Consider the following 13,104-nt stretch of genomic DNA (forward strand, 5'->3'; position numbering starts at 1 on the left):
GCCCACCTTCTGCACGGTTAGCGGCAAGGAAAATATCGAGCCGATGTGGTCGCAGATGATCATCAGGCTAGGGCATCATGAGTGATTGTCAGGCGGGGTCAACGAAGCGCATGCCCGCGTCGTACTGGCATGCCGCCCACATCTTAGGCATGCACGCCGGTGCTGAAAGCCCACAACACAATGACGCACATCACCACCACGTAGATGCGCAACCCCCAGAACACCCACTGCTGCCACGGCGTCAACTGCAAGCGATGCACCGGCGGAAGCTCGTCATGCCAACCTTCCTCGGCCAGCAGCGCCTGCACCTGCTCGGGCGTGTACTCGTTAAGGTCTTTCATGGGTTGCCTCCAAAGATATGCGGAAATACGGTGACCAGGCCATATAGGACGTTGCAGGCAATCAGGGCGATCATGATCGCTACCGAAAGTGCGTTTCGCACCGGCCCGTTGGCATGCTCACCCATCAGCTCACGATCGTTGAGCAGCATCAGCAGGAATAGCATCGCCGCCGGCATGAACACCGTGGCGATCACCTGCACGCTGAGGTTTAGGAAGCCGATCGGCAGGTTCGGGAACAGCACCACGCCGGCCGCGACCACCGTGCCCATCACCGCCGGGGCATAAAAGCGCCACGCCTGGCCGGGTGAAGCGTTGAGCGAGCGTGGTAGATCCAGCGCCTCGCCGATCGCCCAGCCGGTACTGGCGGTGATCACGATGGTGGCGATAAGCCCGGCTTCGATCAGGCCCAGCGCGAACAGCTTCATAGCCGTCTCGCCTACGCGCTGCTGCAGCGCGGACAGCACTGCCTCGGTCGTAAGGTTCTTCGCATCGGGAAGTCCCGACAGCGCCACCGCACCGAGCACGATTACCGCGATTGCCACCAGTACCATGCCGCCCACACCGAGCATCAGGTCGCGTCGGCTGGCCGGGATGTCCTTCGGCAGCAGACCCTTGTCGACCACGCAGGACTGTTGGAAGAACAGCTGCCACGGCGCGATGCTGGTGCCGATGTTGGCCGACAACAGGATTAGGAAGGTCGCCGACAGCACGCCGCCGGGCAGCATCCAGCCCGAGCCTGTGAACGCACGCGCCACAGCATCCCAATGCGGGTGTGCCATGAGCACCAGCGGAACGAACACCAGGTTGAGCGCGGCGATGAACAGCGCGATGCGCTCCCACGCCCAGTAGCGCAGGAACACCAGCGTCATCACCACGAAACCCAGCGTCAGCGGCACGCTCAGCCCATACGGAATGCCGAACGCCTCGCCGCCGATGCGGATGCCAAGAAACTCGGTGACCAAGGTCAGGACGTTGGCCAGTACCAGGTCGACCAGCGAGAAGATGCCCCAGAACGGGCCGTAGCGCTTCCAGATCAGCTCGGCGTGGCCGCGCCGCGTCACGGCGCCCAGGCGGATGGTCATCTCCTGCACCACGTAGGCGACGAAGCCGAGCACTAACATCAGCGGCAGAAACAGGCCCAGCCCATAGGCTGCGCCGGTCTGCGCGTAGGTCAGCACGCCACCGGCGTCGTTGTCGCCCAGCATCACCAGCAGGCCGGGGCCGATCAGGGCGAAAGCCAGTACCAGCCGGTTCCACGGCGTGGCAGGGCGCCGGCGCAGTGTCGCCAGGTGCAGGCGGTCGCGGATACGTTGCTGCAGGCCTGCGCGGGCCGCGGCGCTGGCGTGTGGTACGGAGATATCTGGCACAGACATGATCAGGCTTCCTGTGGGTATCGAAGAAGTATCAGAGGCTCAGGTGCAGGCGCAGGCCGACCACCCGCGCCGGGCCGCGCGCGCGGTTGTAGCCGGGGTTGGCGATCCACTGCAGGTCCGGGCTCAGCTGCAAGTAGTGACCGAGTTGTAGGCGGTAGTAGGCTTCGATCACTCGTTCGCGGCCGTAGTCCAACGCGCCGTCGCACAGCAGGAAGCCGCAGCCGCCTGCGGCGAGGTAGGCGCGATGCGCGCTGGCTAGGCCGTTGAGGTCGAACGCGATGCCGATACGGTCCTCGGAGCGGCGCCAGTGCGCGCCGGACAGCTGCGCCCCCACGCTCAGCGCGCGCTCGGCCTCCGTGTAGGCGAACGACTGAGTGTGGCCGTCGTTCCAGCCCCAACGCGCGAACAGCCCGGTGTCGCCGTCGTCGGCCAGTGGCAGCTCGGCATTGATCACGTAGCCGTGCTTGCGGCGGCCGTAGCGGCCGTCGGCGGCGATGTCCGGCGTGGCGCCACTGGCGGCGGCGAGCGCCAGCGCCTGCGCGTAGTTGCCCATCTTGGCGATGTTGCGGAAGGCCAGCAGGCGCAACGCGAAGCCGTCACTACCGAACGGGTGCAGCGACAGCTGCACCTGCTCGGCACGGGCTCGGTCCAGTGGCCCGGCCAGCGCCTGACCATTGGCCTGCAGCGGCATCTGGTACACGCCGTAACGCAACGTCCAGTGGTGCTGGACCCACGCGACGATGAAGCCGTCGGTGTAGCCGCGGGTATCGGCGGCATAGTCATAGGACGCCGCGTTGATGAAATCCCAGTTCATGAACTGGTGGCGGGTATCGTTGGCGTAGCGGTTTTTGTCGAAGTCATCGGCCAGCGCCAGCCGCCCCAGCTTGAGCTCGATCCGCTGGGTGGCCAGCGTGCCGGGAAGCTGATCCTGCGCCCGCGCCATCGGAGCGCTGTTGGTGCCCAAAGGCAGATTCCAATCGAGGTAAGCGCGCGCAATGTACGGTCGCTGCTTGCCGCCCGAGCCGGGACCTGCGCGCACCACATCCCCGTTGACGTAACCGGCCAGGCCGGTGCCCTTGTTGATGCCGCCACCGGTGAACAGCTCGCCATCCAGATAGAAGGCCAGATGCGCCGGCAGCCGCATGCCCAGATAGGCACCGAACGTGCGCGATAGCGCTTGGTCACCGCCAGTCGGCAGGCTGAGCGGGCCGGTATAGGCAGAATGCATGCGGTCGAGCTTCTGCGCTACGTAGCTGATCTGAGCATCTAGCAACTGCGGCACGAACAGCGGTGGCGCGCTTCCGCTGTCGGCATGCGCGCGCGTGGCCAGGGCGCCGAGGCCCAGGAGCAGAAGTACGAACAAGTTGGATGTAGGCAAACGCGTCATGCGATCGATCTTCGGCAAGAGCGCCAGCAGCGACGGCCGCGGGCGCCAGTGTGGGGTAAGGGAATGTCAGCGCGAGGTCAGCCAGCGGGCGCGCAGACGCGTCTCGCCGGGCAGACGCTGCCAGTGTTGGATGAGCAGCGGACGCGAGGGCACGCCCGCCGGGTGAAGCGGCGGACGAGCCGGCGCAGCGCGCGGTGCGCGCGAGGATGGCAGTAGAAGGGTAAGCAGGAGCATGGCTCGCCTCCAGTCCGCAGACCGGGGGGCGAGCGGGACGTCAGGAGTGCCCGCCCGCGACCGGTGCGCGGGATGTATACACGTTGGGCTGAACCTCGGCAGCAACCGGCGCCGATGGCGCGATCACTGCGTTGGTACTCGGATAGATGTCCATGGGTCTCGGATGCAGCAAATAGATGCCCGCGGGCGATCCGCCGGGCGCGCATACGCTAATTGCCCTTGACGTTGAAGTCAACGATATTTGTGTCACCGCGATAGAATCATTGCCCGGGAAGGGAAGATTTGGGTGATGCCGTTCGGCTAACGGCGCGGTCGATTGCAGCTGGCAGTCGTGTCAGAGAGAGAACTTCAATGCGCTCACCGGCATGCCAAAGCGATCACCGGGGTCAGTCATGGCACATCTCCGCGAGGCACCGAGGTCCCGATGCGTGTTTTCGTAGTACTGGCATGTCGTGCATCTTCTTCTGCATGAACATAGATCGACGTCGTGCCGATGGAGCTATGACGCAGGTTCTTCTGGATGTGGTGGATCGGAGTGCCGTCCTCGGCCTGGTGCGTGGCGGCCGTATGCCGCAGCCAATGCGTCGAGGCGCGGCGCACTCGTGTGGCCTTGACCTCATCCTGCTGTTGCAATGTCTCGGCTACGCGCCGGAAGGTGTCCTTGACGATCTGGTAGACCGCCGTGGGCGTCAGCGGGGACGATCGTCCGGCGATGCCAAGAATGGCCGGGATTTTGCCGTCGCCCGAAGGCAACGCGTGCAAGCCGTGGAAGCGCCGATAGCGTGCGAAGTCGTCCATGAGACCGTCGCTCAGGGGGACGGTGCCTTCGACCCCACCTTTCCCCACGGTGTGCAACCACCACCGCCCACGGATAGGTTGGAAATCGCTTTCGTTGGCGGCCGCGGCTTCGGCGGCTCGTAGTGCGGTTTCATAGAGGAAGCGAAGCACCCAGCGAGCGCGTTCGTAGCGTTGCCGTTCCCGCATGGAGTCCTGCGGCCAATCGTCGACGGCGCGTAACACCTCTTCCCAGATGGCACGGTCCAAGTAGCGTTCGATCGTGCGTCGAGTGCCTCGGCGTGCCCGTTGTCGCTGCAGGACGAACGGACTGCCCGCGAGATAGCCGGCACGCACGAGGTAATTGAACAGTCCCGCAAGAATGCCCAAGGCCTGGCGACGGCTGCGCTCGGCCAACGGACCGACCAACAGTCGCCGATGCTCGCCGCGACGGGCGAGACCGGCGTCGCACCAGGTCGCAGGGGGCTGAGCAAGAAACGCCTCATAAGCGATCACATCCTCGCGGGTGAGACTCGACACCGGCTTGCCACGGATTTGCGTGGCCCAAAGCAGCAAGCGTTCGGCCTCTTTGCGATAGCTGCGGAAGGTATGCGGCGAGTCGTGATATTCCGCCAGCCACAGGCCGATCGCAGCCACGTCGTCGTTGGCGGCGATCTGCCGCGCCACGCTGGCCGAGGCGCGATTGGTGCCAGCGCATCCCGACAGGTTGGGCGGCAAGGCTTGGGGCAACGCTAGAAGGTTCGCTGCAGGCTCCGTCATGCTTCCGATGTCTGACGCCACGGGAAGCGTAGCGTACAGCCAATAAACATTCGATTATGGGAGTTATCGTAAATTTCTTGGACTTAACATTACACATATAACGTAATACTGTGATATACATACCAAGCATTCCACGAAATTGACCCACCGAGCGACTGGAGCTTCCATGAGCCGTGTCAGCGATACCCGTCAACGTACCCGTGAAGCTGCCGTGGCCTTGGTAGCGGACGGTAGACGGCCTCACGAACTCACCGTCGACCTGATCTATGCCGCTATCCAGCAGGGCAGCCGTACCACGATCAACGATGAACTGAAGCTGTGGAAGGATGAGCGGGCCAAGGCCGATGCTCTCGGCGCCGATCTACCTCCGGCGATCGCCGATGCGATGCGATCGCTCTGGGCGGCGGCCGTCGAACAGGGGGAGCACGTCTTCAACGAGCACCGCCAGGCGCTGGAGTCCGATCTGGAAACACAGAAGCGTGCGTACGATGACGCTGCTGTCGAACGGGATGCGGCCCAGGCCACAATCCACCAGTTGCAACACGAAATCAGCCAGCTACGCGAGCAAGGCATGGAGGTGCGGCAGCAGCTCACCCAGGAAACCGAGGCCAAGCGCGATGCCCTTGGCCAGGTTCAAGCGTTGCAGCACGAGGTGGCGGCCGTTCGTACCGACATGGCTCAGCAGCTCGACGCCGCACGGCAGGCCCACGACCGGTTGACCGCCGAATTCCAGGCGACCATTGCCGCCCGCGACGCTGCGTATCAAGTGGAACGGGACAAAGCCAACGAGCGCGTGGAGGCCGCTCAAGCCCGCATGCTGCAAGAAACCGATGCTGCGCGGGAAGGACAGCGGCATGCAGAGCAGCAATTGGCCAAGCTGCGGCAACGTAGCGAAGACCAGCAGACCAGCCTCACGGAATTGCGACTGGACATGGCGCGTCTTCGCCGGGAATTGGCGGAGGGCGAAGCGCGCTTGGCGGCGGTAGCCACCATCACGGGCGAGCGCGATCAGCTTGCCTTGGAGCTGGCTGGCGCGCGGGGACAAGTCTGCGGCTTGAAGGCGGCACTTCAGTCAGCGGAAGCCCGCGCAGTGGCCGCAGAGAACCAGTTGACTGTGGCCCACAAACGCCGTCTATCCAAGCAAAAATGAGGACGGGACAGGAACAGGCAGGGAGCGCAAGGAGAAGTAAGCTATCTCTATAATTTAAAAAGAGAATTTGACTTCTACTTATCAAAATTACACGTATCTCGGCTCAACCCCGTCCCGATCAGCATCAAAAAGCGATTCATCGGCAGGTTTCCTCGTGGTGAGTAAATGCTACTCATTGTCATTTGAGTCGTCAAGAAACCACGATGATGAAGGTCGGCTCGTGCGGGAGATACGGCATGGATGTGCCCGGGGATGGTGCGTATCGCTTGCCACAAGTACGCACGCCCGCATCGCGCAACACCCTTTGCACGATGCGGCGACGGCCATGGCGCAGTACTTCGGCTATTGGTCTTGTGTAGTTGCGAGGAGAACGGCAAAGGGCAACACGAACCTTCCGCAGGCCAGTGCTGCAGGTAGTGCGAGCAGCCGAAAGCAGCCCACGGAGCAGGAGAAAGCGCGACTGGATCGACAGGACAAGGGCGACGTGGGGCCATCGTCGGGTCGTCCGAAAAATGCGCCAGCACGGATCCCCGGTCAATTGCGCGATCCGCGGGAGGAGGAGAACCGGGGCAGCTCCACCCACAGGCGCGGTCGAAACGAAAACGTGGAACAACCCGGCCGTTTCCGCAAGCCGTGAGCATCGGCGCCCGCGCCGTCAGAGCGCGAGGATCATGCGGGATGATGCCGCCGAAGAACGAAGTGTCCCCGCCGGTGATCGAAATGCGTAAAGCGCCACCGACGAGGGCCATCATGACGACCTCGAATGCCGACATCTCGCCGAACGAGCGCTTGCCGGTCAGGCGCAACCCGCACAGCAGGATAAGGTAGACCCCGGCGCCACGCAGGCGAATGCCACCATGGCCCGGACAACTGCAGGAAGGCATCCATGGGCTGGGTTTCCTCGCTGGACCTCGGGTAGTGAACCGCACACCGCGCCCGGACCGCCGCTCACGAGGCCGGGCTCTCGTCATCCAGCTCGATCAGCTGGCGTCGCGCACGCCAGGTCGCGGCGGTCTGCGGCTTGACGAACAGCGACAGGATCTCCGGGTGGATCGCCTTCGCCAGCTTCTCGATGCGATTGACGCAGGCCTCGATCTGCGGCGTGGCCAGCGCGTCCTCGAACTCGGCGCTGAGGCTGGCCACCACCTGGTTCGGCCCCATCTGCACCGTCAGCACGCCATTGGCGCGATACACGCCACGGTCGGCGGCGGCGATCGCGAAGATCGTCTCGCTGCCCCCGGGTGGGCGGGCTCGCCGATCAACAGCCTCTTGGTTTCCCGCATCAGCAGTATGGCGAACACGCTCAGCACGCCGGCCAGCGCGATCAGCAGACCCAGCGGTGCCGCGCTGTCCTCCCGCATGACGGTAAAGGTGGAAGGGTCCTTGCTCAGCCGGAAGGCCTCGAAATAGCCGAGCCGCCCCTTGTGGGCACGGAACTCGCGCACCGCCACCACCCATGACGTGCCATCGAACAGGAACGAGACCGCCAGCACTGCGTAGTTGATCAATGGGTGCTCGATCGCCTCCGGCTCGCGGATGTGCATCACTCCTTCATAGAAGGACACGCCCGCGCCCATCGCCAATACCAGCAGGGCCACGATGAAACTCTAGAAGTAGAGTTCGCGGCCATAACCGAACGGATGGCTGCGATCCGGCGGCAGGTCGGCGCGGTGCAATCCGTACAGCAGCAGCACCTCGTTGACCGAGTCGACCAGCGAATGCACGCCCTCGCTGAGCATCGTCGAGCTGCCGGAGATTGCCGCCGCCACGAACTTCGCTACCGCAATCATCAGATTGCCCGAGTGCGACGTAGACGACTTTGTGCGAGGGGGGCCCGCCATGATCGATCCTCCGCATGCCGTCGCGGGCTGCGCATGCGCGCCTGCGGTTCGGTTCGGTGCGCCACGCCAGCTGGCGCATTACCGGGAGTAGGCAAGCCCACTGTGCGACGCGAAACGAGCAGGTGGAGTGAAGTATCGGTCGAGTGCGCCAAGTCGCCGGGCTGCCGTCCGGATCCAGCGATCCAGCCGGACCCGGCACACAGCGGAGCGAACGGCATGACTGTGCAGCGCGCGGCGCGCGGCGCGTAATGGCTTTGAAAATGGAGCATCGTGAGACGGCTGTGGGGCCGGCGTGCCGTTTCCGCGATTCGCCTGGCGAAGATGCTTCCAATGGGGCGGCGAGATGGCTATCCCGGAGATCGATGCCGCGCCTTCCTGCGCTACCGTCGCCGAGCAGACAGCCCACCTCGGCTCGGTGCGGATGCTGCTGGAGGCGATGCCGACGCCCGCTTATCTCCGCAACGGGAAGGCATGGTGGTGGCCGTCAACACCCGCGCCGCCGCGCTGTGGGGAGCTGTCCTGCAGAATCCGTGTTACGACCCGGCCCCCCGGCAGATCTGCATGACCCACAGTCCGCCGCAGCAGAAATGAACCTCACCGTCGAACACAGCCTCGACACGCCGGCCAAACTGGGGTCAGGCGGCTCATGATCCATGCAAGGACGCGATCAGGGGGCACGAAACCCGACCGTTCCCCGCGTGGCACTCGCCGACCAGCGTGGAGAGCGCATGCGCCATGCGGTTCAGGTCGGCGAGCCTGGCGCGCACGTCATCCAGCCGCTGCACGGCGAGCTCCGCCGCTTCGCTGCAATGCGTGCCGTCCTCCAGCTTCAGCAGTTGCCCGATCGCGCCCAGGGTGAAGCCAAGCCGCTGCGCCGACTTCACGAATTTCACCCGGGCCACGTCCGCGCTGCCGTAGCGGCGGATGCTGCCATAAGCCCGCTCTGGCGTGGCAAGCAAACCCTTGAGTTGATAGAAGCGGATCGTCTCCACATTCACCCCGGCCGCCCTGGCGAAGGCGCCGATGCTCAGGTTTTCCGGATGGCGCGACATGGTGCTTGATTCCGTAGTCGACTACGGAACTAACGTTACGCCATCCGACGAAGACACGGGAGAACATTCATGACCGAGCCCGGCAATGACCGTGGACTGCTGGCCGCTGGCGGCCTCGCCGCGATTCTCGCCTCGACCTGTTGTCTGGGACCGCTGGTGCTGGTCGCGCTCGGCTTCTCGGGTGCCTGGATCGGCAACCTCACGGTGCTTGAGCCGTATCGGCCGCTGTTCATCGCCGCCGCGCTGATCGCGCTGGCGTTGGCCGCGCGGCGCATCTTCCGCCCGACGCGCGCCTGCAAGCCGGGCGAGGTCTGCGCGATCCCGCAGGTGCGCGCGACCTACAAGCTGATCTTCTGGATCGTCGCCGCCCTGGTGCTGATTGCGCTTGCCTATCCCTACGTCCTGCCGCTGTTCTACTGAGAGGAAACCCGCCATGAAGAAACTTGCCACTGTTGCCGCCCTGGCCGCCACGCTGGCGACGCCCGCCTGGGCGGCCGTCAAGACGGTCACTCTATTCGTGCCCGGCATGACCTGTCCGGCCTGTCCGATCACCGTGAAAAAGGCGCTTGCCCGGGTCGAAGGTGTCGATCGAGTAGAGGTGAACGCGGACAAACGCGAAACGGTCGTGGCGTTCGATGACGCGAAGACCACGGTGGAAGCCTTGCGCAAGGCAACGGCCGATGCCGGTTATCCGTCCAGGCTGGAGCACTAGGCGGTGAACAACCAGAGCATCACCCATACGGCGTACTGCCGTCATGCGGCAGCGTGCCGCCAAGTCAACGAGGCGCCACGGCGCGCGGGGAGGGCGGAATGAGCGGTCTCGTTCTGCGGATCTCCGGCATGACCTGCGGATCGTGCGCAAGCCACGTCGAGGAGGCACTGCGAGAGGTGCCGGGCGTGCTCGCGGCCGAGGTGTCTTACCCCGCGGCCAGCGCCTCGCTCAAGGTGGCGACGGGAACGTCCACCGATGCCCTGGTCGCCGCGGTGGCCGGCCTCGGTTATCGTGCCGCCCCGGTCGATGCTCCGGCCGCGCCACCGCACGGCGAACCGCTCAAGCGCGGGCGCGAACAGGCCGGCCACGGCGACGGCAAGCTGCACGTCGCGGTGATCGGCAGCGGCGGGGCGGCGATGGCCGCGGCGCTGAAGGCTGTCGAACGAGGCGCGCGGGTGACGCTGATCGAGCGCGGCACCATCGGCGGCACTTGTGTGAACACCGGCTGCGTGCCGTCCAAGATCATGATCCGTGCCGCGCACATCGCCCACCTGCGGGCAAGCAGCCCGTTCGACGGTGGCATCAGCGCCGCCACGCCGACGATCACGCGCGGACGGCTGATCGCGCAGCAGCAGGCGCGCGTCGAGGAACTGCGCCACGCCAAATACGAGAACATCCTGGAGGGCAAGCCATCCATCACCGTGCTGCGCGGTGATGCGCGTTTCAGCGGCGGCCACAACCTCCTCGTGCGGATGCACGGCGGCGAGGAACGCGAGATGACCTTCGACCGCTGTCTGGTCGCTACTGGCGCGAGTCCCGCCTTGCCGCCGATCCCCGGCCTGGAGGAGACGCCCTACTGGACCTCCACCGAGGCCTTGGCGAGCGATTCGATACCGCCGCGGCTGGCGATCATCGGCTCCTCGGTGGTCGCCGCGGAACTGGCGCAGGCTTTCGCGCGGCTGGGCAGCCGGGTGACGCTGCTGGCGCGCAGCACTTTGTTCTTCCGCGAAGACCCGGCCATCGGCGAAGCAGTGACCGCCGCGTTCCGCGCCGAAGGGATCGAGGTGCGGGAATACACCCAGGCCAGCCACGTCGCCTATCGGAACGGCGAATTCGTGCTCGCCACCGGCGAAGGCGAACTGCATGCCGACCGCCTGCTGGTCGCCACCGGCCGTTATCCGAATACGCGCGGGCTCGGTCTCGATGCCGCAGGCGTGGCAACCCATGCGCAAGGCGCCATCCGGATCGACGCGGCCATGCGCACCAGCGCGCCGGATATCTACGCCGCCGGCGACTGCACCGACCAGCCGCAGTTCGTCTACGTCGCGGCCGCCGCCGGCACCCGTGCGGCGATCAACATGACCGGCGGCAACGCGATGCTGGAACTGTCGGTGATGCCGGCCGTGGTGTTCACCGACCCGCAGGTCGCCACGGTCGGGCTGTCCGAAGGCGCAGCCCACCTGGAGGGAATCGAGACCGACAGCCGCGTGCTCACGCTGGACAACGTTCCGCGGGCGCTGGTCAACTTCGACAGCCGCGGCTTCATCAAGCTGGTGGTCGAAGCCGCTTCGCATCGGCTGATCGGCGTGCAGGCGGTGGCACCGGAGGCGGGCGAGCTGATCCAGGCGGCGGCGCTGGCGATCCGTGCGCGCATGACCGTCGAGGAACTGGCCGACCAGCTGTTCCCGTATCTGACCATGGTCGAAGGGCTCAAGCTCGCGGCGCAGACCTTCAGCAAGGACGTGAGGCAACTGTCCTGCTGCGCCGGCTGAACGCGGCAGGCGAATCCTCGGGTTTGTTTGGTTTCGTGTGATCCAATCTCACGACGAGTCTGGCGGCCGATCGAGGCGCTGGCGCGACACTCCGTCAGGGAGTCGAAGCCTCGCCGCGCATGGCTCAATGCACGGATCGAAAAACCTAGATGTATAGTCCAACTGCCGAGCGGCGCCGAGTGATGCAGGCACGCCCGGTTGGAACTTGAGTCTCCATCCGGAAAGCAAGATCTTCGGCCTCATGCAGATACCCACATGCGACATCGACTGCGCTGATACGGACCCGGAAGCGCTGAACCGGCGTTGCGGCTGCGCCGTAGTCGACATCAACCAATTGCGCCACACCCTGGAGGCGGCGCTTCCCGGGCTGGATGCCATCGATCCGGTGCGGCATGCGCACCTGTTTTCACCCTATGCCCTGTTCGTGGACCGGGGTGCGTTGGACGCCATGGGTTCCGTTGCGGCAGCGGTATTTCGGGTCGCCAGGCATCCGCGCTACGTAGAGCACGTGCTGCGCCATGCCCCGGAGATCGCGCGACATGATCCGGGTTCCGCAGGCGGCGTGCTGGGGCTGGATTTTCATCTCACGGTCGAAGGGCCGCGGCTGATCGAGATCAACACCAATCCCGGTGGGCTGCTGCTCAACGCGTTCCTGCTCGATGCCGTGCAATCCTGCGCGCCAGCAGCCTGGGCGCCATGGGCGACCGGTGCCGCGGCGCGGGAGGCAGGCGTTTCGGCATGGATCGAGGACGCGCAGCGCCAACTCGGCCGGATGCCAAGGCGCATGGCCATAGTCGATGTCACGCCGCGCGAGCAGTTCCTTTATCCCGAATTCGAGTTGTACAGGCAGGCATTCCAGTCCCGGGGCATCGACACGGTGATCCGGGCGCCCGAAGAACTCATTCACGACCGCAATGGTCTGCGTGACGCCGACGGACCGGTCGACGCCATCTACAACCGTCTTACCGATTTCGCCCTGCGTGAACCTGCCTGTCAGCCGCTGGCCGCGGCATACCTGGCGGGCTTAATTGCCCTGACACCGCACCCCCGGGCACACGCGGTGTACGCCGACAAGCGCAACCTCGCAGTACTCGATGCCCCACAGTTGCTCGAGAGCTACGGAATCGATGCATCCACGGCCAATCTGTTGGCAAAGGCCATCCCGTCGACGGTCGAGTTGACTGCGGGAAACCGCGATGCCCTGTGGGCCGCGCGTGACCACTACTTCTTCAAGCCCGCATCCGGCTACGGCAGTCGCGGCAGCTATCGTGGTGACAAGGTGACCCGGCGCACATGGGAAGCCATGGCCACTGCGGCTTACGTGGCACAGGCTTTCGCACCGCCCAGCGTGCGTATCCCGCACGCCGACATCACGCTCAAGGCCGATGTGCGCTGCTTCGCTTCAGAGGCCGGCACACTGCTGTTCGCGGCCCGCCTCTACCAGGGGCAGACCACGAACATGCGTACCACGCACGGTGGATTCGCCGCGGTGCTCACCTCGCACGAAGCACGCGTGCCCTGAGCAGCCACCACGCATCGGCGTTTGTCAGGGCAGGGCAACATAGCCGCCGGGGACGCCGTTGCGGGCAAGCACGATCTGCCACAGTTGTGTATGGCGCGCGCGGCTGTAGATCGGGAGTGTCTCCGGCATGGCCGCGTAAAGATCGTTGCCTGGGTGTAGTGCCTTC

The 13,104-nt window shown here is 65.1% G+C and carries 10 protein-coding genes and 1 pseudogene; 5 read left to right on the forward strand and 6 right to left on the reverse strand.

The features are described 5' to 3' along the window. Positions 1–143 precede the first annotated feature (143 nt). The 4 genes from UUA_RS09525 to UUA_RS09540 form a co-directional block, all read right to left on the reverse strand. A complete protein-coding gene (locus UUA_RS09525; RefSeq protein ID WP_008436298.1) occupies positions 144–341 on the reverse strand; it encodes a hypothetical protein in 198 nt (65 codons plus the stop codon). Further along, positions 338–1,714, reverse strand: coding sequence for an NRAMP family divalent metal transporter (locus UUA_RS09530; RefSeq protein WP_008436299.1), 1,377 nt, complete (start codon positions 1,712–1,714; stop codon positions 338–340). Before UUA_RS09530 ends, UUA_RS09525 begins: the two co-directional genes overlap by 4 nt. A gap of 31 nt (positions 1,715–1,745) precedes the next feature. Continuing rightward, a complete protein-coding gene (locus UUA_RS09535) occupies positions 1,746–3,101 on the reverse strand; it encodes a carbohydrate porin (RefSeq protein ID WP_153022924.1) in 1,356 nt (451 codons plus the stop codon). Positions 3,102–3,725: 624 nt separating this feature from the next. Next, positions 3,726–4,889: a tyrosine-type recombinase/integrase gene (locus UUA_RS09540; RefSeq protein WP_008436302.1), complete on the reverse strand. Its 1,164-nt coding sequence runs from the start codon at positions 4,887–4,889 to the stop codon at positions 3,726–3,728. Positions 4,890–5,055: 166 nt separating this feature from the next. Between UUA_RS09540 and UUA_RS09545 the strand changes: the two genes are divergently transcribed. Continuing rightward, positions 5,056–6,039 (forward strand): DNA-binding protein, encoded by a 984-nt coding sequence (locus UUA_RS09545; RefSeq protein WP_039953759.1) that lies wholly within the window; start codon positions 5,056–5,058, stop codon positions 6,037–6,039. A 948-nt stretch (positions 6,040–6,987) separates the two neighbouring features. Here UUA_RS09545 and UUA_RS09550 read toward each other — a convergent pair. After that, positions 6,988–7,896: pseudogene (locus UUA_RS09550) on the reverse strand (cation diffusion facilitator family transporter). A 628-nt stretch (positions 7,897–8,524) separates the two neighbouring features. Beyond that, entirely contained in the window at positions 8,525–8,932 is a 408-nt protein-coding gene (gene merR, locus UUA_RS09555) for a mercury resistance transcriptional regulator MerR (protein ID WP_008436307.1), read from the reverse strand. A gap of 69 nt (positions 8,933–9,001) precedes the next feature. Between merR and merT the strand changes: the two genes are divergently transcribed. The 4 genes from merT (at position 9,002) to UUA_RS09575 (ending at position 12,938) form a co-directional block, all read left to right on the forward strand. After that, positions 9,002–9,352 (forward strand): mercuric ion transporter MerT, encoded by a 351-nt coding sequence (merT, locus tag UUA_RS09560; RefSeq protein ID WP_008436308.1) that lies wholly within the window; start codon positions 9,002–9,004, stop codon positions 9,350–9,352. Between the two features lie 13 nt (positions 9,353–9,365). After that, a complete protein-coding gene (gene merP / locus UUA_RS09565; protein WP_008436309.1) occupies positions 9,366–9,644 on the forward strand; it encodes a mercury resistance system periplasmic binding protein MerP in 279 nt (92 codons plus the stop codon). Between the two features lie 98 nt (positions 9,645–9,742). Then, the gene (merA, locus tag UUA_RS09570) at positions 9,743–11,416 is read left to right on the forward strand and encodes a mercury(II) reductase (RefSeq protein WP_039953760.1); all 1,674 of its coding nucleotides are present in this window, start codon (positions 9,743–9,745) and stop codon (positions 11,414–11,416) included. Between the two features lie 205 nt (positions 11,417–11,621). Beyond that, positions 11,622–12,938: a hypothetical protein gene (locus UUA_RS09575; protein WP_238533014.1), complete on the forward strand. Its 1,317-nt coding sequence runs from the start codon at positions 11,622–11,624 to the stop codon at positions 12,936–12,938. Positions 12,939–13,104: the final 166 nt, after the last annotated feature.

Source organism: Rhodanobacter thiooxydans LCS2 (genome assembly GCF_000264375.1).
Classification (GTDB): Bacteria; Pseudomonadota; Gammaproteobacteria; order Xanthomonadales; family Rhodanobacteraceae; genus Rhodanobacter; species Rhodanobacter thiooxydans.